Annotated in this window: 19 protein-coding genes and 1 pseudogene; 11 read left to right on the forward strand and 9 right to left on the reverse strand. The window is 70.4% G+C overall.

Features of this window, described 5'->3' with window-relative positions:
- Nucleotides 1-76 precede the first annotated feature (76 nt).
- On the forward strand, nucleotides 77-556 hold the full coding sequence (locus HD593_RS09410; protein ID WP_185101797.1) for an RrF2 family transcriptional regulator: 480 nt from the start codon (nucleotides 77-79) through the stop codon (nucleotides 554-556).
- Nucleotides 557-720: 164 nt separating this feature from the next.
- Here HD593_RS09410 and HD593_RS09415 read toward each other — a convergent pair whose 3' ends face one another.
- Together HD593_RS09415 and HD593_RS09420 are read right to left on the reverse strand one after the other, a co-directional pair.
- On the reverse strand, nucleotides 721-1,368 hold the full coding sequence (locus HD593_RS09415) for a response regulator (protein WP_185101798.1): 648 nt from the start codon (nucleotides 1,366-1,368) through the stop codon (nucleotides 721-723).
- Complete coding sequence (locus tag HD593_RS09420; RefSeq protein WP_185101799.1) at nucleotides 1,365-2,489, reverse strand: sensor histidine kinase; 1,125 nt, start codon at nucleotides 2,487-2,489, stop codon at nucleotides 1,365-1,367. Before HD593_RS09420 ends, HD593_RS09415 begins: the two co-directional genes overlap by 4 nt.
- Before the next feature lie 110 nt (nucleotides 2,490-2,599).
- Here HD593_RS09420 and HD593_RS09425 point away from each other — a divergent pair, with 110 nt between their 5' ends.
- Nucleotides 2,600-3,136: a hypothetical protein gene (locus tag HD593_RS09425; protein ID WP_185101800.1), complete on the forward strand. Its 537-nt coding sequence runs from the start codon at nucleotides 2,600-2,602 to the stop codon at nucleotides 3,134-3,136.
- Nucleotides 3,137-3,182: 46 nt separating this feature from the next.
- Here the strand turns inward: HD593_RS09425 and HD593_RS09430 are convergent, their stop codons facing one another.
- From HD593_RS09430 to HD593_RS09450, 5 genes are all read right to left on the reverse strand, one after another.
- Nucleotides 3,183-4,754: an ABC transporter permease gene (locus tag HD593_RS09430; protein WP_185101801.1), complete on the reverse strand. Its 1,572-nt coding sequence runs from the start codon at nucleotides 4,752-4,754 to the stop codon at nucleotides 3,183-3,185.
- On the reverse strand, nucleotides 4,751-5,641 hold the full coding sequence (locus HD593_RS09435; protein WP_185101802.1) for an ABC transporter ATP-binding protein: 891 nt from the start codon (nucleotides 5,639-5,641) through the stop codon (nucleotides 4,751-4,753). The genes HD593_RS09430 and HD593_RS09435 overlap by 4 nt, the downstream gene beginning before the upstream one ends.
- Complete coding sequence (locus HD593_RS09440) at nucleotides 5,638-6,264, reverse strand: TetR/AcrR family transcriptional regulator (RefSeq protein WP_185101803.1); 627 nt, start codon at nucleotides 6,262-6,264, stop codon at nucleotides 5,638-5,640. The genes HD593_RS09435 and HD593_RS09440 overlap by 4 nt, the downstream gene beginning before the upstream one ends.
- A 384-nt stretch (nucleotides 6,265-6,648) precedes the next feature.
- On the reverse strand, nucleotides 6,649-7,335 hold the full coding sequence (locus HD593_RS09445) for an SDR family oxidoreductase (RefSeq protein WP_312904432.1): 687 nt from the start codon (nucleotides 7,333-7,335) through the stop codon (nucleotides 6,649-6,651).
- 16 nt (nucleotides 7,336-7,351) lie between these two features.
- Nucleotides 7,352-7,759, reverse strand: a complete 408-nt coding sequence (locus HD593_RS09450) for a hypothetical protein (protein WP_185101804.1) — start codon at nucleotides 7,757-7,759, stop codon at nucleotides 7,352-7,354.
- 254 nt (nucleotides 7,760-8,013) lie between these two features.
- Here HD593_RS09450 and HD593_RS60245 point away from each other — a divergent pair, with 254 nt between their 5' ends.
- The 9 genes and pseudogenes from HD593_RS60245 (at nucleotide 8,014) to HD593_RS09490 (ending at nucleotide 19,285) form a co-directional block, all read left to right on the forward strand.
- Entirely contained in the window at nucleotides 8,014-8,370 is a 357-nt protein-coding gene (locus HD593_RS60245; protein ID WP_221524684.1) for a hypothetical protein, read from the forward strand.
- A gap of 20 nt (nucleotides 8,371-8,390) precedes the next feature.
- The gene (locus HD593_RS09455; protein ID WP_246547775.1) at nucleotides 8,391-8,699 is read left to right on the forward strand and encodes a hypothetical protein; all 309 of its coding nucleotides are present in this window, start codon (nucleotides 8,391-8,393) and stop codon (nucleotides 8,697-8,699) included.
- Between the two features lie 413 nt (nucleotides 8,700-9,112).
- Nucleotides 9,113-9,472 (forward strand): hypothetical protein, encoded by a 360-nt coding sequence (locus HD593_RS09460; RefSeq protein ID WP_185101805.1) that lies wholly within the window; start codon nucleotides 9,113-9,115, stop codon nucleotides 9,470-9,472.
- A gap of 316 nt (nucleotides 9,473-9,788) precedes the next feature.
- Nucleotides 9,789-10,778, forward strand: a complete 990-nt coding sequence (locus HD593_RS09465) for a multicopper oxidase domain-containing protein (RefSeq protein WP_185101806.1) — start codon at nucleotides 9,789-9,791, stop codon at nucleotides 10,776-10,778.
- A gap of 203 nt (nucleotides 10,779-10,981) precedes the next feature.
- On the forward strand, nucleotides 10,982-14,908 hold the full coding sequence (locus HD593_RS09470; RefSeq protein WP_221524685.1) for a ThuA domain-containing protein: 3,927 nt from the start codon (nucleotides 10,982-10,984) through the stop codon (nucleotides 14,906-14,908).
- 155 nt (nucleotides 14,909-15,063) lie between these two features.
- Complete coding sequence (locus HD593_RS09475; RefSeq protein ID WP_221524686.1) at nucleotides 15,064-16,614, forward strand: OmpL47-type beta-barrel domain-containing protein; 1,551 nt, start codon at nucleotides 15,064-15,066, stop codon at nucleotides 16,612-16,614.
- A 419-nt stretch (nucleotides 16,615-17,033) separates the two neighbouring features.
- Complete coding sequence (locus HD593_RS09480; protein WP_185101809.1) at nucleotides 17,034-18,356, forward strand: tetratricopeptide repeat protein; 1,323 nt, start codon at nucleotides 17,034-17,036, stop codon at nucleotides 18,354-18,356.
- A gap of 241 nt (nucleotides 18,357-18,597) precedes the next feature.
- Nucleotides 18,598-18,765, forward strand: a pseudogene (locus HD593_RS09485) (IS5/IS1182 family transposase); the annotation flags it as partial.
- 223 nt (nucleotides 18,766-18,988) lie between these two features.
- A complete protein-coding gene (locus HD593_RS09490) occupies nucleotides 18,989-19,285 on the forward strand; it encodes a hypothetical protein (protein ID WP_185101810.1) in 297 nt (98 codons plus the stop codon).
- Between the two features lie 609 nt (nucleotides 19,286-19,894).
- Here the strand turns inward: HD593_RS09490 and HD593_RS09495 are convergent.
- Together HD593_RS09495 and HD593_RS09500 are read right to left on the reverse strand one after the other, a co-directional pair.
- Nucleotides 19,895-20,647 carry a GNAT family N-acetyltransferase gene (locus HD593_RS09495; RefSeq protein WP_185101811.1) on the reverse strand — a complete coding sequence of 251 codons (753 nt, stop codon included), beginning with the start codon at nucleotides 20,645-20,647 and terminating at the stop codon, nucleotides 19,895-19,897.
- Nucleotides 20,644-21,543, reverse strand: coding sequence for an alpha/beta fold hydrolase (locus tag HD593_RS09500; protein WP_185101812.1), 900 nt, complete (start codon nucleotides 21,541-21,543; stop codon nucleotides 20,644-20,646). The genes HD593_RS09495 and HD593_RS09500 overlap by 4 nt, the downstream gene beginning before the upstream one ends.
- Nucleotides 21,544-21,613 lie beyond the last annotated feature (70 nt).

Raw genomic sequence — 21,613 nt, forward strand, 5'->3', positions numbered from 1 at the left:
ATGATCTCGGACAATCTCTATCCGAGTTGTACCACAACTCGGATAATAAACATCCGAGTTGGGTAGGCTGGTGACCATGAAGTTGTCCAACGGGGTGGAGTGGGCGCTGCACAGCTGCGTCACCCTCAGCCAGAGCCGCGAGCCCGTCCCCGCGGCCAGGCTCGCCGAGCTGCACGGCACCCCTCCCGCCTACCTGGCCAAGCACCTGCAGGCGCTGTCGCGCGCGGGCATCGTGCACTCCACGGCCGGGCAAGTGGGCGGATATGAGCTGACTCGGCCCGCCGCCCAGATCTCGGCGCTGGAGGTGGTACGGGCCATCGACGGCGGCGAGCCCGCCTACCGGTGCACCGAGATCCGGCAGCGAGGCCCGCTCGCCCTCCCGGCCGAGCGATGCGAGCGGCCGTGCGCGATCGCGCGCGCCATGGCCGCGGCCGAGGAGGCCTGGGCGGACGCCTTGCGCCAGGTCACGATCGCCGACCTCGCCGCCCGCATCGACGCCGACAGCGAGGGTACGGCGATGGCCGCTGTCAGCCGATGGCTGGCCGCCACACGATAGGAATCCGGCAGACAATGGACGCCACTTCCTCCACCGTGCTCGGACCGGCGTGATCGCCGCGGACAAGGTCGGCTCCCTCGGCACGACCGCCGCACGCGACGCGCGCGGCGCCCAGACCGTCGTCGAGGCAGTCGAACGGCGTCACCGAGGCGCCTGCTCAAGGTTCACGCGTGGCCGTGTTCCCAGGCCCAGGCGGCGATGCCCACGCGGTTGCGCACCCCGAGCTTGCGCTGGACGTTGGCCACGTGGGTCTTGGCGGTGCCGGCCGAGATGAACAGCTCGGCGCCGATCTCGGGGTTGGACTTGCCTGCGGCGACCAGTTTGACGATCTCCAGCTCGCGGTCGCTCAGGGGCTGTTCGCCCGGCGCGCCGGTGCGGGTGGGTGATGGGGTGAGGTGGCGCAGCAGGCGTACGGTCACCGAGGGGCTGATCAAGGCATCGCCTGCGGCCGCCGCTCTGATGCCCTCCACGAGGAGCACCGGCCCCGCGTGTTTGAGCAGGAAGCCGCAGGCTCCTGCGCGGAGCGCGGCGTGCACGTACTCGTCGAGGTCGTAGGTGGTCACGACGATCACTCGCATCGGCGCCGCCGCCTCGGGGCCGGCCAGGCGCCGGGTGAGTTCGAGCCCGTCCATGCGCGGCATGCGGATGTCGGCGACGACCACGTCCGGCCGGAGCTCGCGGGCGAGGCCGAGCGCGGTCACGCCGTCCGGCGCCTCGCCCGCCACTTCCAGGTCCGGCTGGACATCGAGAATGGTGCGGAAGCTGCGCCGGATGGCCGGCTGGTCGTCGGCGATCAGAACCCGGATGGTCATGGGAACACCGCCTTCACGACCCAGCCGCCGCCGGCGCCGCGGCCAGAGGTGAACTCGCCGCCCAGTGCCTGCACCCGCTCGGCCAGCCCGGCCAGGCCGACGCCGGTGCGTCCGGCGGACGGCAGGCGCGGCGGGGCCTGGTCGCGCGCATGGTCGGCCACGGTCACGACGACTGTCCCCGTCTCGTCGGTTACCTGGATGGCCACGCTGGACCCGGCCGGCGCGTGCTTTCTGACGTTGGTGAGCGCTTCGACGACGATGCGGTAGATCGTGGTCGCGACCTCGCGCGGCACCGGGCCGGAGGGCTCGACACGCAGCTCGGTGCCGGGGAACCCCGCGTCGGCGAAACGCCGTACCAGCTCGGGCAGGCCGTCGAGCCCGGGCAGCGGCTCGGCGGAGGCGCTCTCGCCCTCCAGTTCGCGCAGCATCCGCACGGTCCGGTCCATCGACGCCAGCGCCCGCGCGCCGTCCTCCTCGATCGCCCGCAGTGCGGCCGCGGCCTCGGCCGGATCGCGGTCGAGCAGGATCTGCGCCGCCTGGGCCTGGATGACCATGGCGCTGACGTCGTGGGCGACGAAGTCGTGCAGGTCGCGGGCGAGCTGCAGGCGCTGGGTGCGGCGGGCTTGCCTGACCGCGTCGATTCGGCGCCGGTCGAGGGTGCGGAGATAGGCGCCGAGGCCGATCGCGCCTCCCGTGCCGACAGACCAGAAGAGGGTGAGGGCGACCGCGTCGAGGCCTGAGGGCGGCGGCTGAGTGATCTGCAACGCCAGCAGCGCCTCGGAGATCGCCGCCACCCCCACCGCAGGGACTGCCTGCCGCGCGGCGGCCCAGCGCACGGTCAGCGTGATGAGCGTGAGCACGGCGACCGTGTGGACGTAGGTCGACGGGCCGCCGGCGATGCCGGGATCGGCAAGCCAGGCGAGCGTGCACGTCGCGCCGGCCACACCGGTGGCCGCCGTGATCGCCGCGAGGCGGGGGCGCGCCCTCGGCCACCAGACAAGCGACATGGCCGCGGCCGTGAGCATCGCGGGCACGACGACGAGCGGGCTGGGGAGCGGCCGGAGCGCGAGTGCGAGCGCGAACGCACCGGCTGCCACCAGCCCGCCTGCAAGGAACCTCATGGCGGCACCTTAGGGCAGCGGCCCGCGCCGGCGAATCGGCCGATCGGCAGATGTCTTCCTGCCCGCGTGAGCGCAGTCTGGGTCCCGACCCTAGAAATCAGGAGGCGACGATGACGATCAATCTGCTGCACAAGGCTCCGGCCGCCAGCGACACCGAACAGCCCGTCCCCCGCTGGGCGATGCGTGCCGCCTACGCGCTTCCCTGGCTGCTGCTGCCTTCGTGCCTGTGGAGGTTGCCGTTCGCCTTTCACTTCGAGATGGGTCAGCTCGACGACGCGCCTGTGTCGCCGTTGTGGATCACCATCCCGTACGTGTTCGGGCTCAGTGTGCTCACGGAATTGGCGGCGCTGCTCAGCATCGGTCTGGTGCGCCGGTGGGGCGAGGTGGTCCCGAGTTGGATCCCGGTCATCGGCGGCCGCCGCGTGCCACCGATGGCGGCGGTCGTTCCTGCCGTGACCGGTGGACTGGTGCTGAGCGCGGTCTCGGTGTGGATGGTGCTCACCTGGCTCGGCTTCTCCGAGCGTATGGCGTACGAGAACGGCTGGTGGCAGGCGCTGGCCATGGTCTGCATCACCCCGCTCGCGCTGTGGGGCCCGACCGTGCTCGCCCTGGCCTACGCCTACCACCGGCGCCGCCGCCACGCCTGAAGATTCCGTGCGATCGATGTCGTCATCAGCGCCTTGCTGAGCCGCTTCAGCCGGAGGGCATCAGGTCGCGGCGGCGCAGCAACGCCAGCCCCGCCGCGCCCAGGGTGACGGACAGCACGGTCAGCCCCAGCAGGGGCGCCACCGGTGAGGAGGAGCCGCCCAGCAACATCGCCGGCACGTGCACGAACGGCGAGAGGTCCAGGACGATCCCTGTGGCCAGCTTGAACTCCGCCAGCAGATCCACGACCAGGAAGAGGCCGAGCGCGGTCCAGCTCACGGCGGTCGCCAGCCGTGGCATCAGGCCGAACAGCAGGGTGGCGAGCCCGGCCACGGTCCAGACCGCGGGCAGGTAGGCCAGCGTGGCCCCGGTGACGCGGGCCACGTCGCCGTCGTAGGTGAGCCCCGCCGCCGCCCCCAGCGCGGTCAGCAGCAGAACCGGGCTCAGGAAGGCGAACAGCAGGTGGCTCAGTGCCCAGCGCAGCCGGCCGATGGGGGTGGACAGCAGCAGCTCGGCCCGGCCCGCCGCCTCCTCGCCGCGGGCGCGCAGCGCCGACACCAGCGCCGCCCCGGCGACGAGCTGGCTGAGCACGTACATCACGAAGGTGAAGAACACATCCGAGATCGGTGCGCCGGCGCCGCCGATGGTCGCGGCCAGCTGCTGGAACTGCGGGGTGTCCAACTGGGCGTCCAGCCCGCGGGCCGCCACGCCGAGCAGGGCGCCGAGCGCACCGAAACCGATCGCGAAGCCCGCGAGTGTGCTCCGGTGCAGCCGGGCGGTCAGGCCGAACGCGCCCGGCAGCGTCCCGGTGGCGGGTCCGGGGCGGGCGGGGATCAGGCCGCCGGCCACGTCACGGCACGTGGACAGGGCGAACGCGACCGCCGCCAGGGCGGCGACGAACACCGCGATCAGCCCCAGCACCCACCATCGGTCGTCGGCGTAGGGTCTGGTCAGCCGGACCCAGCCGAACGGCGACAGCCAGGCCAGCCAGCCGGCACCGCCGGTGTCGGCCAGCGAGCGCAGTGCGAACAGCAGGCCGCCGATGGCGATCGCGATGCCGCGCGCCGTGCCGGATGACGCGGTGAGCTGCGCGGTGATGGCTGCGACGGCTGCGAACGCCCAGCCCCCCGCGGCGGTGGACAGGCCGAACAGCAGCGAAGATCCCGCGGGCAGGCCGCTCGTGACCAGGGCGGGTACGGACAGCAGACCCAGCAGCAGGTTGGCGGCCAGCACGACCGTGAGTGCGGCGGCCAGCGGGGCGTGACGGCCGATGACGCCCGAGGACAGCAGCTCGCGCCGGCCGGTCTCTTCCTCGAGCCGGGTGTGCCTGATCACCAGCAGGATGCTGATCAGCCCGCCGATCAGCGCGAGGGAGGAGCCGAGCGTCCAGGCGGTCAGACCGCCGACGCTCGCGTCGTGGATGGGGCCTCGCATGGCCAGCTGCGCGGGATTGCTCGCCGAAGCCGCCGCGAAGGCGTCGCGGGCGGCCTGATCGGCGTACAGGTCTGTGGTGGCAGAGGCGATGCTCGCCGGCAGCAGCGCCGTGATCGCGATCCACACCGGCAGCAGCACCCGATCCCGGCGCAGGATGAGCCGGATCTGGGTCCAGGTGCCGGTCATCTGGCGGCTCCCTCGTAGTGGCGCAGGAACAGCTCCTCCAGCGTCGGCGGCTGCGTGACCAAGGTGCGTACGCCCGCCGCGGCCAGCTCGGCGAGCACCGCGGTGAGCGCGTCAGCGTCCACCTGGCAGCGCAGCCGCGCGCCGTCCATGGTCACGTCGTGTACGCCGGGCAGGGCGGCCAGGCCCGGGGCGGGCCCGATCAGCTCGGCCGTCACCGAGGTGCGGGTGAGGTGGCGCAGGTCGGCCAGGCTGCCGGTCTCGACGGTACGGCCGGCGCGGATGATGCTGACGCGGTCGCACAGCGTCTCCACCTCCGACAGGATGTGGCTGGACAGCAGCACGGTGCGGCCGTCGCGCTTCTCCTGCATGACGCACTCGTTGAAGACCGCCTCCATCAGCGGGTCGAGGCCCGAGGTCGGCTCGTCCAAGACCAGCAGTTCGACATCGGAGGCGAAGGCGGCCACGAGCGCGACCTTCTGCCGGTTGCCCTTGGAGTAGGTGCGGCACTTCTTGCGCGGGTCGAGCTCGAAGCGTTCGAGCAGGTCGGCGCGGCGTCCGGGGTCGAGGCCGCCGCGTACCCTGCCGAGCAGGTCGATGACCTCGCCGCCGGTCAGCGAGGGCCACAGGGTGACGTCGCCGGGCACGTAGGCGAGCCTCCGGTGCAGTTGCGTGGCGTCGTGCCAGGGATCGCCGCCGAGTAACGTGATCCGGCCGCCGTCGGCGCGCATCTGACCCAGCAGGATACGGATCGTGGTGGTCTTGCCCGCGCCGTTGGGGCCGAGGAAGCCGTGCACCTCGCCGGTTGCGACGGTGAGGTCGAGCTCGTCCAGTGCCCTGGTCCGGCCGAAGGTCTTGACCAGGCCGTCGGCGTGCACCGCGGCGGTCATTGTTGTCCCTCGACTTTCTCCAGGCCCGTCCGCGCCTGGTCGAACAGCTCGCGGCCGAGGAATTCCGGTCTGATCAGGTCGAGCTGGGCCTTGCCGACGCGCAGCGCGCCCTGCTGGGCGTAGAGGTCCGTGCCGAGGGCGCGGGAGACGTGCTCGTGCAGCACCGTGATGCCCAGCTTCATCGCCGTCAGTACGGTCGCGCGGGCGCGGTGGTCGGCCTCGGAGTGCTCGCCGCGGGCGAGGTGCCCCTCCGTCACGCTGACGAGTTCGTCGAACATGGCGGCGGCCGCGGGCGAGCCGTCCACGAGCGCGCGACCGAGGTACTTCATCAGGGGCGGCGCGGTGCGGTGAACGTTCTCGATGAACTCGGGCTTGGCCAGGTTGCGGTCGGTGACGCCTACGTTGACCTGCTCACGCATGTAGCTGAGGACGTACTCGTCACAAGCCTGTCTCAGCGCTTCCTTGGTGCCGAAGTGGTGCTGCACCAGGCCTGGCGAGACTCTGGCGGTCTCGGCGATCCCGCGGATCGTGGTGGCCTTGACCCCTTGCTCGGCGAACAACGCCATCGCGGCGTCGCGGATGCGGGCGCGCGTGGTCAGGTCTTCTTCCGATATTGGTCGCACGTACAAGAGTCTATACAGATGTATTGGTTGTCGTGCAACTGTTCAACGCATCGCATCGCATCCACCGCCACGCGCTTGGTGCACCGGTTCGGCGGCGACGTCGTACTCTGGTCCGGCTCTGGCCGTGAGCCGCCACCCGGAGTTGGACGGCGTCCCCGGCAGCCCGCCCGCTGAAGCTCCCCGGCCCCTACGCCCCCGGCAGGGCCCCGGCCTTCCGCCTGCTCCCTGATCGACCGACGATGCCCAGCCCTGGTCGCCCGCGCGGGTGACGAGCGAAGCCGGGGAGGTTCCCGTGTTCACTGGTTGATCGCTCCTCTCCGTCTCGCTCGCCGCCCTGCTGGACACGGCGCCAGTTGCTCGTATGTTGATTCGCGAGGGCGCTGGTCAGACTTGTTCGAAGTGAAACGCCTTGATGAAGCAGTCGCGGGGCTGGGCGACCGCGAAGAGGATGCAGTCCACGAGCGAGTGCGCGGTGAGGGCGTCCTTGGAACCGCGCGGGGTGGTGTCCGGCTCCTCGGAGAGCGGATCGGGGCTGTCGAAATCGGGCGGGTAGAGCGATATCGCCCGGACTCCTTGTGGTCGCAGACGCTTGGAGAGGATCTCGGAGAACCCTGCCTGGGCGCTCTTGGTTGCGTAGAAGCCGTCGTGCGCGTCCGAGCGGTGATGGCCGGCCGTTCCGCAGGCGGAGACCATCGTCACCACGTCCGGCTTGTCCGAGTTGAGAAGGAGAGGCAGGAAGTGCTTCATGGTCAGGACAGTGCCGGTGGCGCCGGATGAGATGGTGGCGACGATATCGGCGTCGGAGGCTGGCTGGAGGTCTGGCCCATGGAGAAGGCGGGAACCGTTGTTGATCAGGATGCCGACGTGGCCGGTGTGCCGGGCAACGCCGGCAGCGAAGTCGCGGATTGAGGCGGGGTCTGTCAGCTCGCAGGCAAAGGCGTGGACCTGCTGATGGCCACGATCGCGAATCTCATCGCGGACCCGCTCGGCGGCGGCGAGACTCTGTGCGGAGAGGGAGGCCTCCCGAAGTCGCGGCCCGCAGCGGTGGTGGCGACGCGATGGCCGTCGAATCTCATGGTGTCACTCCTCATGGTTCGGTCGCGAGAGTGAACGGTGCAGAGGAGCGATCCTGCTGGGCCGGATCCCCGCGCCGGTTCCTGTGCGGCCGGACAAGTTGAGCGACGAAGCAGGCGGTCCACAAGACCGTCAGGATCCCGGCGCCGAGGGCGGCGGGGATGACAGCGGCGGGCGGCGGCACCCTACGGCCACGCAGCCCGGGAACCCAGCGTGGAAATCGCTCGCCCCAGGTGGCGACCAGCCCGAACGCAGTAAACGCCACCAGCTCCGACAGAACCGACAGGAAGACGATGTAGGCTCGCTCGCCCACCCCCATCCCGTCGCTGAACGCGGCCGGGAGTCGCCAGAGGCTGGACGGCAGTACGGCGACCGGGATGGCATAGACGGCGATTCGTGCCCAGCGGGGAACCCCGGTCACCGGGGCATGCGCGGCCCTCCACGCGCGACGCAGCCGCCCGATGGTCGCCGGCGAACCAAGCGGAGTAGCCCCGGTTGATCCTTGTGGTCCGGCGGTCACCGTGGGCGATGGCGCCGTACGGACCGTCTGATCAGTTGTCGTCATGCCGCTCACGCTAGAAACGCTGACGCCGGGGCGCGTGCTGGTGTTGTGGGCGGCGTGCCTGCCCGCCTCAGTGCTGCTCGCCATGACGCCCGTGATGCCGGCGTCTGGAGATGGCCGCGCTGTCGGAACTGCTTGACGTCGACGTGCCCAAGCGGGCCGACCGCGTCTACCTGGTGGCCCTGACCAGCCTGCACCTGTACGGCGGCGCCACGCTCAGCGCGGGCCTGCTGGCGCTGTCTCCCGGACTGATCCCGCTCGGCGGACTGACGCATGAGGGGCCCGGTGAGCCGGTCGAGGCACTCCTGCTCGCCGCCACCGTACTGGCCGCGATGGTCTCCGCCGGATTCGGCCAGCGCTGGGCAGCGCGCCGGCTGCTGCGCAGCGAGCCGTCACGGGTGATCGACGAACTCGGCCGCCGCCAGACCCCTGCCCTAGGGAACTGCACGACTCCGTCGGCCACGCCCTGAGCGTCGTCCTCGTGCAGGCCATGGCCGCCCAGGCGGCGCCGCGGCGGACCGAGCCCACGCTCGCCGCACAGTCGCTCGATCAGCTGACGGCCACCGCCCGCCACGCCCAGCAGGACCTCGACGTGCTGCTGAGCGTGCTCGACGACGGCATCACCACCGGGAGCCACACGCTGGAGGCGCTCGACACGCTCACCCGCGGCCTCGACGTGCACGCGAGCGTCGGGCACCTCGACAAGATCCCGGCCCCCGACCTCGCGCGCGGCCTTCGCCATCGCACGGGAGGCGCTCACCAACGCCCTGCGTCACGGGCGCGGCCCGGTCACGCTTGACGTGGCCGTCGGCACCGACCTGGTCCTGATGGACAATGCGACCGCAGGCAGCTCCGGTAGGCAGGGGGGGGGCGGTCTGACCGGCATGCGCATGCGGGCCGGCCTGGCCGGCGGGACGTGCACCTGGGAGGAGACGGGCGGGACGTGGCGCGTACAGGCGAGGCTGCCGCTGTGATCCGGGTCGTCCTGGCCGACGACGAGAAACTGATCCTCGACCGTGGATCCGAGAGGCCGTGTCGATCACCAGGGTGGGTTGTGCAAGGGCGGGCGGAGGGGAGCCTGTACGAAGTTCCTGATCGCCTGGGTGACCGGCGGTCGGGTGCGCGGTGGTGCCGAGCACGCGGACGGGTCCGGTGGCGTGCTCGATGATGGCCGGGATGTACTGGCGTTGCCCGTCCAGGGTGATGGTCTCGATGAAGTCGCAGGCCAGGAGGGTGTCGGTGTGCGAGCGCGGGAAGTCGGCGGGACGCTCGCTCGGGCGCCGGATCAAGGCCGGCCTGTTCGAGGATCTCCACACCGTGGACGGCGCGACCTTGATACCGAGCGTGGTGAGCTTGCCGGTAGCCCCAGCCGGGGTTCTCTCGAACCAGGCGCAGAATGTGGGCGCGGATGGAGTGGACTGTGGATGGGCGGCGCCTGGGCCGCTTCGGCCGGCAGATACGAGCGTGACGTTGCCTCGTCAGATCGCGGTGCCGGTGCGGGACGGTGATCTGGTGGCGCAGGGCGAGAGTCTCGACGCCCTTGTCCCGAGCGCCGATGGGCGGCAACCGTAGCGCGGCGAAGGCATACATGGCCCATGACCTGGGTGGATGTCATTGCTGGCGGACGCAAGGTCGGATCTTGTCGTCAACGTAACAGCCGTATCAGGCTTTGACCAGATACAGGCGGAAGTTCTGACTCTTTCGCCGCTACTTGTTGACATTTCGCTGAAAATGGCGCGTACTTCGATCGAAAGTCGATCTAACTTCCCCTCTACGACACCACCGATCACGACGCGGCCGGTCCAGCCCTAGACCCGCATCGCGCGCGAAGGCAGCGTCCCGAGCACCCGCAAGACACCCTCACGCAAGCGTCATCGATTGGGGAACCATGACCGAGGTAGGCAGAGGCGTGGCGGAAAGCCTGCTCTCCCGGCGTGCCTTCACCACGTCCGCGGCGGCTGCCGCGTTGGCGCCGTTGGTCGCAGCGAATCAGACGGCCGCGTCGACCCAGGCCGGCACGACCATGGGCGCGGTCCGCCGCATCACCCTGTACGCCGAGCGGCTGGAGAACGGCCAGCTGGGCTACGGCCTGGAGCCGGGCATGGCCACGATTCCCGGGCCGCTCATCGAGATGGTCGAGGGCGACACGCTCGAGATCGAGATGGTCAACAACCTGGACGTGACGGCGAGCCTGCACGTCCACGGGGTGGACTACGACGTGGCCAGCGACGGTACGAGGCTGAACGAGAGCGTGGTCGAGCCAGGCGGCCGGCGCACCTACATCTGGCGCACCCACGCGCAGGGCAGGCGCGCGGGCGGTGCCGGCATCGAGCCTGGCAGCGCGGGCTACTGGCACTACCACGACCACGTGGTGGGGACCGATCACGGCACGGGCGGCATTCGTCAAGGGCTGTACGGCCCGCTGGTGGTCCGGCGGAAGAAGGACGTCAGGCCGGACAAGACGTTCACCGTCGTCTTCAACGACATGATGATCAACAATCGTCCCGGGCACGACGCGCCGGAGTTCGTCGCCAAGGTCGGTGAGCGGGTGGAGTGGATCGTGATCACCCACGGCGAGTTCTATCACACGTTCCACATTCACGGGCACCGCTGGGCCGACAACCGCACCGGCATGCTGGAGAGCCTTGAGGACCAGAGCCGGATCATCGACACCAAGATCACCGGGCCCGCCGAGTCGTTCGGCTTCCAGCTGATCGCGGGCGAGCGCGTCGGCCCGGGGGCGTGGATGTACCACTGCCACGTCCAGAGCCACTCCGACATGGGGATGGCCGGCATTTTCACGGTGACGGACGCGGCCGGGAACGTGCCGGGCCGACCGGGCGGCGATCACCCGGGCGGCGACCACACGGGCCACTGACGGCCGCGCGGCCCCGGGCGCCCCCGAGACCGGAACGCCGTACGAGCACAGCCCTACGCAGACGTCGACAACCCCGGACCGCGGCCGACCCCCGAACTCGCCCGCGAATGGTCCCGAACCACCCTCGATCCCAAGGAGCAATGATGGGTCGAAAAGGCCATTTACCGTCCCGATCATCCGCCTGGCGACGCGTACTGATCACGATGTCGAGTGCCGTCCTGGTGCTCGGACTGGCGACCCCGCCCGCCGTGCCGGCCCAGGCGCAGGCCCCCGCCCCGGCCGCCAAGAAGGCCGCCGTCAACGTGCTGGTCTTCAGCGGTCAGGCCGCTCAGCAGGACGACCCGGTGCGGGCGGCCGCGACGGCGATCAGGGAACTGAGCAAGAAGAACGGGTTCTCCGTTGAGGAGGCCCAGGATCCGGCGGTCTTCACCGCCGGCAACCTGGCGCGGTTCCGCGGCGTGGTGTTCCTGTCCGCCAAGGGTGTGAGCTTGGACGAAGCGCAGCTCGCCGCCTTCCAGGCGTTCATCAGGGGCGGCGGCGGGTTCGTCGGCATCCGGGACGCCGCCCGCGCGCAGGTGGACTCGGCCTGGTTCACCGAGCTGATCGGCACCCGTCCCGTCGGCGCCCTCCCCATCGCGGAGAAGGTGGTGGAGACCGCGGCGAGCGCGGAGAACCCGCCGAACGAGACCAAGGACAAGGTTTTCGACGGGGACAACGACACCAAATGGCTGGCCCGGACGCCGACCGCGTGGGTGCAGGGCAAGCTGGACAAGCCCGTCGCGGTGGCGCACTACGCGCTGACGTCGGCCAACGACTCCGCCGGCCGGGATCCGAAGGACTGGGCCCTCCAGGGTTCGCAGAACGGGACGACCTGGACGGATCTCGACAAGCGCAGCGGGGAGACCTTCCCTCAGCGGTTCCAGAGCAAGGAGTACAAGTTCGAGAACACCACGGCGTACCAGTACTACCGGCTCGACATCACCGCGAACAGCGGTGAGCCCCTGACCCAGCTCGCCGAGCTGCGGCTGTTCGGCCCCGACTCCGCGCCGCCCCCCGCGCCGAAGGAGCAGAAGGCCGTCGTGGACATCGTCGACCGCCGGCATCCGGCGAACGAAGGGCTTCCGCTCACCCTGTCACGGACCGACAAGTGGCTGAGCTGGAATCCCAATCCGGTGGGCAAGGTCCACACGATCGCGCAGGTCGAGGAGTGGACCTACAACCCGAGCATGAACGGCAACGGCCCGTTCCATCCGGTCTCCTGGTGCCGCGACTACGACGGCGGCCGGTCCTTCTACACCGGCATGGGCGGCACCGCGGCGAGCTACACCAGCGACAAGCAGTTCCGCACGCACCTCGCGGGCGCCATCCGGTGGGCGACCGGCATCGTCCGGGGCGACTGCCAGGCGACCATCGCGGCCAACTACACCGTCGAACGGCTGACCGCGCCGAACACGCAGGGCCAGCTCGACCAGATCGGCGAGCCGCACGGCCTGACCATCGCGCCGAACGGCAAGGTGTTCTACATCGGCAAGGCGGCCTGCGCCACCGGCCCCATCCCCGACTGGAACGACCCGAAGGTGGGCCTCGGCTGCGGCACCATCCACCAGTGGGACCCGCGGACCAAGCAGGTCAAGCTGCTGACCACGCTGCCCGTCATGGGCAACCGCGGCAGCGGCGACGAGCTGGTCAAGAACGAGGAGGGCCTGGTCGGCATCACCCTCGACCCGGACTTCGCGGAGAACGGCTGGATCTACGTGTACTGGATGCCGCACGCGTCGATCGACCGGGACAGGCGCATCGGCAAGCGGACGGTCTCCCGGTTCGACTACGACTCGCGTACCCAGACGATCGACCAGAGCAGCCGCAAGGACCTCCTGCAGTGGGACACCCAGATCCACAGCTGCTGTCACGCGGGCGGAGGCATGACCTTCGACGAGGACGGCAACCTCTACATCGGCACCGGTGACAGCAACTCCTCCGGGGGATCCGGCGGTTACTCCGGGAACAACTGGACCCAGGACTACAAGGGCACCTCGTTCCAGGACGCCCGCCGTACCTCCGGCAACACCAACGACCTCAACGGCAAGATCCTCCGCATCCACCCGGAGCCCGACGGCACGTACACGATCCCCAAGGGCAACCTGTTCACCGGCGAGGAAGAGGGCGGCGGCAAGACCCGCGCGGAGATCTGGGTGATGGGCGTCCGCAACATCGCGCGGTTGCAGTGGGACAAGGAGAACGACTGGATCACGGCCGGCTGGGTCGGCCCCGACGCCACCGGCCCGAGCGAGACGTGGGGACCGGCGAAGTACGAGACCGTGACGGTCCTCACCTCCGCCGGCAACCAGGGCTGGCCGTACTGCATGGGCAACAAGCAGCCTTACCGCGACCGCAGCAACAGCGACGCCACCCAGCCCGCCGAGTGGTACGACTGCGACAACCTGAAGAACACCTCGCCGCGCAACACCGGCCTCGTCGACATCCCGCCGGCGCGCGACAACATGATCTGGTACTCGCCGCAGGGCGGCGGCCCCGTCTACCCGAAGCGGCAGGACGGCAGCGGTGTCCCGACGTACAAGCAGGGCGAGGAGACCTTCACCATGCCCTACCTCAAGGGCGGCGGCCAGGCGGTCATGTCGGGCCCGACCTACCACCGCTCCCAGATCGACACCGGCAGCGGGGTCGCGTGGCCGGAATACTGGGACAACAAGTGGCTGATCGGTGACGAGGCCAACGGCAACAACCGCATAGCCGTGACCGTCGACCCGGAGACCGCCCGGGACGCGGGCCGGCCGGCGTTCGCCGAGGACCTGCGGCACATCATCCCGGGTGGCGTCGGCGCCAACCAGCTCCAGTCGTGGATGGACGCGAAGTTCGGTCCCGACGGCGCGCTCTACCTGCTCGACTACGGCAACGGCTTCTTCAGCCTGCACGCCAACCAGAAGCTGGTCCGCGTCGCCTACAAGGGCGGTCCGGCGACGCCGGACCCGGACGCCGCCGTGGCGCGTCCCGCCCGGCAGAACGCCGATCCCAGGACGATGACGTTCTCCAGCGCCAAGGCCGGCGGCGTGGCGTGGGAGTGGGACTTCGGCGACGGCAGCGCGCCGTCGAACCAGGCCGCCCCGACGCACACCTACGCCGGCTTCGGCACCTACCAGGCGACGCTGAAGGTCACCTACGCCGACGGCGAGCAGGCCACCGGGAAGATCGCTGTCACGGTCGGCTGCGCCGCGCCCGACGCCCGGCCGACGGTGCAGTTCCTCGACGCCTTCACCGGCGTGCGCAACAAGGCGGCCGGCGGCGGCTGCACGATCAACGACCTGATCGACGACGAGCGCGACTGGAAGAACCGCAACCAGTTCGTCAAGCACCTCGGCGCCGTCGTGAGCCGGCTTCTCAAGGACGGCGTCATCACCGCCCAGGAGGCCGAGGCGCTGCGTGCGGCCGGCGCCGAGTCGGAGGTCGGGACGGTGAAGGGCTACCAGCCCATCTTCGACGGCACGGCATCGTCGCTGCTGGGCTGGAGCCAGGCCCCGTCCGGGCGCTTCGACCTCCGGCCGGACGGTACGATCCGCAGCTCCGGTGGCCTGGGCATGCTGTGGTACTCCGACCAGGCGTACGCGGACTTCTCGGTCCGGCTGCAGTTCCGTGACAGCTCGCCCGACCCGCACCGCGCCAACAGCGGCGTCTTCGTCCGGTTCCCGGACCCGAGGACTCCGCTGGAGCAGCGTCCCGCCGGAAGCTGCGGCACGGTCGGTGCGGCGCGCACCTCACCCGCGTGGGTCGCGATCTTCTGTGGCCACGAGATCCAGATCTACGACGGTGACACCGGCGAGCCGCAGAAGACGGGCTCCATCTACAACTTCGCGCCCAACGGCCTGAACCGGGCCGGGGTGACCCCGAAGGGCCAGTGGAACGACTACGAGGTCCGAGTGGTCGGCCAGCACTACACGATCATTCGCAACGGCACGGTGATCAGCGAGTTCGACAACACGCCGGGCAAGGCGTCGTCCCGCGCCGGTGACCCGCCCACCGACCTGCGCCAGTTCATCAGCGGGTTCGTCGGGCTGCAGAACCACGGCGGCAACGACGTGATCGACTTCCGCAACATCCGCGTGCGCGAACTCTAGGACGGTACGCCGGCCGGGTGCCGGGCCGGGGAGCGTTCCCCGCGCCCGGCACTCCACCCCAGCTCGGAAAGGTGCATAGACACATGCATGCCGGATCTCTCCCTTCCCTCGTGACCAGAGCCTTACGGCGGGCGTCCGCGCCTCGCCTCGCCTTCTTGCTGCTCGCCGTGGCGCTTCCCGCGCTCTTCCTGTCGTCGGTCCAGGCCGACGCGCGGCCCCGTACGCAGCTCACCGCCGCGCAGGCGGCGGACCAGGTGCTCACCTGGACCGCCGACGACAGCATGACCGCGTACAGGTCGGCGCCGGAATCGGCGACGGCCGGCCCCACCACCATCGTCTTCGAGAACAGCGCGGCCACCGGCAACACCACCGGCATGACGCACACGCTGACGTTCGACACCTCCACCCCCGGCTACAACCACGACGTCAGCCTCAACATCATCGCCAGCCCCTTCGACGCCGACGGCGGCCGGCACATCGCGCAGGTCAACCTCACTCCCGGCAAGTACCGCTACACCTGCGTGATCCCCGGTCACGGCCAGATGACCGGCGAATTCGTCGTCACCGAAGGCGGGAACGAGGACACGACCGCACCGCAGGTCTCCGCGCAGGTGGCAGGTGACCAGGACGCGGACGGCAACTACGTGGGCGCGGCGACGGTCACGGTCTCGGCGAGCGACACCGAGTCAGGGGTGGACACCGTGGAGTACGCGCTCGACGGCGGCGAGTTCGTGGCCTACTCGGCCCCGGTGTCGGTCAACCAGGTGGGGGCGCACACGGTGACCTTCCGGGCCACCGACAAGGCGGGCAACACCTCGCCGGTGGGCTCGGTGGAGTTCACGGTGGTGGCTCCGCAGGAGGAGGACACCACTCCGCCCGAGGTCACCGGGAAGGTTACCGGTGACCAGGACGCGGACGGCAACTACGTGGGCGCGGCGACGGTGACGATCACGGCGAGCGACGCCGGCTCTGGGGTGGACACCGTGGAGTATTCGTTCGACGGCCAGCCGTTCGCGGCGTACACGCAGCCGCTGTCGGTCAACCAGCCTGGCGCGCACACGGTGACCTTCCGGGCCACCGACAAGGCGGGCAACACCTCGCCGGTGGGCTCGGTGACGTTCACGGTGACGGCCCCGCAGGAGGAGGACACCACCCCTCCGCAGGTCTCGGCGCAGCTCTCGGGCCAGCAGGACTCTGCGGGCAACTACGTCGGCTCGGCGACCGTGATGATCTCGGTGAGCGACACCGAGTCGGGGGTCGCCACGGTGGAGTACTCGCTCGACGGCGGGCCCTACACCGAGTATCCGTCCCCCGTGTCGGTCACCCAGGCGGGGGCGCACACTCTGTCGTACCGGGCCACCGACAAGGCCGGGAACACCACGCCGGTGGCGACTCTGAGGTTCACCGTGGTGGCTCCGGAGGACGACACCACGCTGCCGCAGGTGTCGGCCGCGATCACCGGCACCCAGGACTGGGCCTGGAACTACGTCGGCTCGGCGACGGTGAAGCTGACGGCGAGCGATGTCGGCTCCGGGCTGGACACCGTGGAGTATTCGCTCGACGGTCAGCCGTTCGCGGCGTACACGCGGCCGCTGTCGGTCAACCAGCCCGGCGCGCACACCCTGTCGTACCGGGCCACCGACAAGGCCGGGAACATGTCGGTGGGCACGGCCAAGTTCATGATCGTGGAGGTCGGCGGCGAGTAGCGCCCGCTGCCGGGCGGCGGCGGGTGCCGGGCAGAGCTGATTCTCCCCGGAGGTGGCCACCATCGACGCGTCGTCCGCGTGCACGGTCGTCGCCGACGCGCTCAACTACCACGCCATGGAAGTCCCCGGGGAGGGGCAACGCGGGACACCTCGTCCCATGCCGGGTTCATCTCCTCAGATGATCACAATCGTCTGCCGCATGTCTCGGTTTGTCGACGGCCGCCACCGTCGGCCGCCACCGTCGGTTGCCGCCGTGACACGACCATGACGCGGCGCGGATGAGGCGGGGACATGGCCGGCTGACACTGGACCGGGTCGGCCGGCGGGCGAGTCCGGCGCCTTCGGCATCGCCCTCAGGAGGTGTTGTGCCCGTCCGCCGGCAGGGACCACGGCAAAGTGATCACGAAAAAGGAGAAGGCGTGGCTGATGGCAGGCAATGGGACCGGCGTTCGCTCCTGCGGGGCGCTGCCGCTCTGGCCGGTGCCGCGGCGACCGCGCCGCTGCTGGGCGGGGAGGCCACCGCGCTGGCCGGTGGTGGTGACGCGGACGCGCTGTTCAAGGCCGGCAAGTTCGAGCAGGCCGGCCGCGCGTACGAGGAGATCCTCAGAAATGACCCCGAGAATCTGCACGCGGCCCGCCGGCGCGGGTACGTCGGGCTGTTGTCCAACCGGTTCCCCGACGCCGAGAAATACCTCAAGCTGGCCGTCGAGCTGGCGCCCGGCGACAAGGAAGCCCATTCGTTGCTGGGCGACTGCTACATCCGGCAGGACAAGTTCGCCCTGTCCGTACCCCACTGGGAAGCGGCCGGTGATGAAAGCTACGCCAAGTGGTTCGCGGCGGTCCGCGGCGAGGCGTATCGGGTCCACGGCGAGACCGCGCGGGTGCCGTTCCAGCAGATGGACCCGATGCCGCTGGTGGAGGCCTCGGTCAACGGCGGACCGGCGAAGCGGTTCCTGTTCTACACCGGCGCCCCGAATCTGAGTATGCGCGCGTCGGTGGCCGAGGAGGCCGGGCTGCGCCCCGTCTTCAGTCAGGAGACCGATTTCGGGATGGGCCCCGTACGGGCGCACTGGGGCATCCTGGACTCCTTCACGCTGGGCGGCATGGAACTGCGTAACATCCCCGTGAGCTGGGCGGAAACGATGCCGGGCGAAGACGTCGGCACCGACAACGACGGCCTGATCGGCACGTGGGTCTTCTACCACCTCCTGCCCACCTTCGACTACGCGGGCCGGCAGCTGATCCTGCGCCGCCGCACCGCCGAAACCGCCACGAAGGCCCGCGCCGCCGCGGCGCGGGCGGGCGTGAAGCCCCTGCCGGTGTGGCTGGCCCGTGAGCAGTATCTGCACAGCACAGGCAGCTTCGCCGGCGCCGCCGGCTCCGGCACAGGAGTGGTGGGCGTGAACTTCGGCGGAGTCGGCGAGATCGCCGCGGGCGTGCGGGGGAAAACGGCCGAGCAGCTGGGGATCCGCACCGACTACGACCGCCAGATCGGGACTTTCGCCCAAAGCCACCCGGCCGTCGTCTACCCCTGCTACCCGAAGGACATCCGCATCGGCGACGCCGTCGCCAAGGATGTCTACTGCTACACGAACCCCAACCAGCCGGTCAACGTGCCCTGGCCCTATGGGACGGGGTTCGACTCGATGGGCTGGTTCGCCCACTGCTTCTGGAAGCCGTACAACATCACCGTCGACTTCACCGGCATGAACCTCTACATCGCCCGCGGCAAGGCCACCTGATCACCGCGACTGCACGGGCGCCATGGGAGCTCCATGGATCCATCGCCCGGTGCCGCACCCGGGACTGCCCCCGTTGGTGAGCCCGGCCTCGACGAAGCGCCCGATCAGGTCGCGGGCGGCGCCCCAGCCGACCGGGACGATCTCGGTGGGGTCTGCGCCGGGCGATGGCGTCGATCGTGGTGGCGGGGATCTCGGTCGCGGCCACCGCGAGGCTGGTGCCGTAGTGGTCGGCCTCGATCTCGCGGCCCGCGTCAGCCACGCCCGCATCTGCGCCTGCGGCGAACGCGCCATTTCCACCTTGAAGACCTGGAAGGTCCTGGCCCGGGTGCGCTGCTGCCCGCACCGCGCCACCACGATCGTGCAGGCCATCCTCGTCCTGCAACTCATCGAAGAGGGCCGCTACTCAGGATCAAAACTGACGGAGCGCGTCGTTCACTCCGCCGCGTCATCCTCAACGCTGTTCGCGCAGCGGTGGCCCTCTGCGCCAAGCTCAAGTGAGATATACGGGACTACTATTCCCAAACTGACACGAGTAGGGCGAGAACGGGTGCCGACCACAGTGACTGTTACCAGACGGGGTCGTCGAGGATGGCAGCCGGTATGAAATGTGTGCGTGCGTCACCTTTGACGAGGTGCATGCCGACGCGAAACGCGCGGCCGGGGACGTCGTGGCCCGCTATCGCGCCCTCGCCGGGCAGCCTGACGCGGTGGTGGTGGTCGGCACCGACTACACCGATGTGGGGGCGCCGACGGAGTTCGAGGTCAACGCCCCGGCTGGCCGCGGATCTCGGAGCGCCCGTGGTCAACGTGGTGAGCGGGCGGACCAGAACGCCCTCGCAGATCGCCGCCGCGATCGAGTTGTCCTGGCCCGGCATCACGCCCGCGGGCTCGCGGTCGTCGTCACCAGGGCCGCCCCGGGCCGTTCGTGATCGACCACCCGACCCGGTGTTCATGCTGCCGGAGACCTCCTCCCTGCGCGCGCCGACCTGCTCGACGCCTGCGACGGCAGGCTCTTCCTGGGCGAACGGGACGGGCTCGGGCGCGAGGCGAGCACGGTGATGGTGGGCGCCATGTCGCTGCCCAACATCCTGGATCGTCATACCGAGGCGCAGCGGTGATCATCCCGTCCGACCGGGCCGCCGCGCTGCTGCCCGGCCCTGATCGCGTCGGTGACGGCCTCCGGCAGGAAGCCGTCGCCAGGAAGCCGTCGCCAGGAAGCCGTCGGCAACCGCCGCGCCGGTGACGGTGCCGGCGTCTCCGGGGTCGCCGGTGGCGGCGCCGACGTGGAGAGCGAGGAGAGCGCCGAGCTGCTCGACCTGCCTACCGGCACCCCGGTCCTGGCGCGGCGCGCGAGGCTCGGGACCGCGCGCGTGGAGGTGACCCGCAACCTCGTCCTGGCATCCCCCGCCGGGCCTGCCTGGGCCGGGGAACACCTGCGGACCTGCGCCGCGCCACTTGGGCGCCGCCTGCTCCGACCCCACGTCCGACGTTCGCTCGGGCACGGCCTGGTGTCGTGGGAGGCGGGCGGGCCGTTGGCCTCAGCCGCTGAACATGCGGTACGTCGCCACCGTTTCGAAGCCCAGCCGCTGGTACACCGGGACGCCGGCGGCGCTGGCCTGAAGGGTGGCCGTGTCGAGGTCGCGGTCGCGGCCCTCGCGCATGGCCGCGGCGGTCAGGGCGGTGCCGATGCCGCGGCGCCGGTGGGTCTCCTGCGTGGTGACGACGTAGATTCCGGCGACGCCGTGCGCGTCGAACAGGGCCGAGGTGCCGACCAGGCGGCCGTTCCAGTGGGCGGCGAAGCGGACGAGGGCGCCTGGTTTGTCCGGGCGGTCGTGTTCGACCTGCAGGACCTGGTCGTACTGGTCGGGGGTGACGCCGAAGGAGGGCGCGTAGGTGTGCACCCACCCGGAAAGGGGGTCCAGGTCCGTGAGCTGGTGGATGCGCAGACCGGGCGGGGGAGTCTCCTGGATGGGGCGGGTCAGGTCGCGGGACATGATGGGCACGGTGCCCGACTCGGTCAGGCCCGCGGCCAGCAGGTGGTCGGCCAGGTCGGGGCGGCTGTCGGGGCCTGCCCACCACAGGTGCGGCACGCCGGCGAGCCGATCTTCCGCCTCTGCCATGGCGTCCTGCGGCGAGTGGTGCGGGCTCACCCTGAGGACGCCGTTGAGCTGGGGGTGGGCCACGCTGCTGCGGTAGAGGGTCAGGGCGCCGTCCGAGCGGTCGGCCGCGCCCCAGCCCAGCCAGTAGTCGCGGGCGTTGGCCAGTTGCCGGTCCAGGTCGGCGGTGGTCATCGTGACAGCTCTCCTAGGGTGACGTCCTGGGTGAAGGTGGCGATGGCGGAGGTGAAGGCGGCGGGTTCCTCGATGTGTGCCAGGTGACCGCTGTCCTTGAAAAGGGTGTAGCGGGAGTGGGGGATGGCCTCGTGCAGCATCTCTCCCCAGTGCGGGGCGCAGATGAAGTCGTGGGCGCCGCTGACGATCAGGGTGGGGGTGGTGACGGTGGTCAGCTCGTCGCGGACGTCGAAGGGAGGTCCGGCGGCGCGCATGGGGTCCGTCCACACGCGCAGGCCCGCCCGCATCGGAGCCAGCTCGGACTCGTGGGACCAGTAGTCGGCGAAGTAGGCGGGCAGGATGGCGCGCAGGCCCTCGGTGCCGGTCTCGTCGTCGGTGGCGGACAGCGTCCGCTGGAAGGTCTCCCGGATGCCGGCCACCTCCGCCCGGCCGGGATGCCGTTCCGGGAGGCGGTCGAGGTTGGCCAGCGCCTCGGCCCAGAACTGCTCGCCGGTGCGGGGCGAGGTGGCGTACAGGATCAGGCCCGTCAGGGCGGTGGGGTGGGTCAGGACGTAGCGCTGGGCGACGAAACCGCCGTGCGAGTGGCCGAGCAGGAACGTGGCCGGCGCGTTCAGATGCTCCACCACGCCGTGGACGAACCGGGCGTAGGCGTCGATGCGGTAGTCGTCGGGGTGGGGAAGGCGTCCTGATTCGCCGGTGCCGATCGGTTCCAGGTAGACGAGTGTCAGGTGCTGTTCCAGGTCGGGCATCCGCAGGTACTCCCAGCTCAGCCCGGGGCCTCCCGAGTGGACGAGGCACACGGCGGGGCCCGTGCCGGCGACGTGGTAACGCTGGGGTATGCCCCCGATGGTGATGGTATGGCTGCCGGGCAGCAGGGGATCGGCAGGGGTGGTCACCGTAAGGCTCCTCGTTGACTCGGGTACATGACACCGGCAGGACGGGAGCGCGGGGCCGGAGTTCGATCCG

The organism is Nonomuraea rubra (assembly GCF_014207985.1).
Lineage (GTDB): Bacteria > Actinomycetota > Actinomycetes > Streptosporangiales > Streptosporangiaceae > Nonomuraea > Nonomuraea rubra.

Excerpts from the sequence above, each read along its gene's own strand:
- HD593_RS09410 (WP_185101797.1), top strand. The coding sequence starts at position 77 with ATGAAGTTGTCCAACGGGGTGGAGTGGGCGCTGCACAGCTGCGTCACC.
- HD593_RS09415 (WP_185101798.1), bottom strand. The coding sequence starts at position 1,368 with ATGACCATCCGGGTTCTGATCGCCGACGACCAGCCGGCCATCCGGCGC.
- HD593_RS09420 (WP_185101799.1), bottom strand. The coding sequence starts at position 2,489 with ATGAGGTTCCTTGCAGGCGGGCTGGTGGCAGCCGGTGCGTTCGCGCTC.
- HD593_RS09425 (WP_185101800.1), top strand. The coding sequence starts at position 2,600 with ATGACGATCAATCTGCTGCACAAGGCTCCGGCCGCCAGCGACACCGAA.
- HD593_RS09430 (WP_185101801.1), bottom strand. The coding sequence starts at position 4,754 with ATGACCGGCACCTGGACCCAGATCCGGCTCATCCTGCGCCGGGATCGG.
- HD593_RS09435 (WP_185101802.1), bottom strand. The coding sequence starts at position 5,641 with ATGACCGCCGCGGTGCACGCCGACGGCCTGGTCAAGACCTTCGGCCGG.
- HD593_RS60245 (WP_221524684.1), top strand. The coding sequence starts at position 8,014 with ATGGCCGCGCTGTCGGAACTGCTTGACGTCGACGTGCCCAAGCGGGCC.
- HD593_RS09455 (WP_246547775.1), top strand. The coding sequence starts at position 8,391 with ATGGCCGCCCAGGCGGCGCCGCGGCGGACCGAGCCCACGCTCGCCGCA.
- HD593_RS09460 (WP_185101805.1), top strand. The coding sequence starts at position 9,113 with ATGAAGTCGCAGGCCAGGAGGGTGTCGGTGTGCGAGCGCGGGAAGTCG.
- HD593_RS09465 (WP_185101806.1), top strand. The coding sequence starts at position 9,789 with ATGACCGAGGTAGGCAGAGGCGTGGCGGAAAGCCTGCTCTCCCGGCGT.
- HD593_RS09470 (WP_221524685.1), top strand. The coding sequence starts at position 10,982 with ATGTCGAGTGCCGTCCTGGTGCTCGGACTGGCGACCCCGCCCGCCGTG.
- HD593_RS09495 (WP_185101811.1), bottom strand. The coding sequence starts at position 20,647 with ATGACCACCGCCGACCTGGACCGGCAACTGGCCAACGCCCGCGACTAC.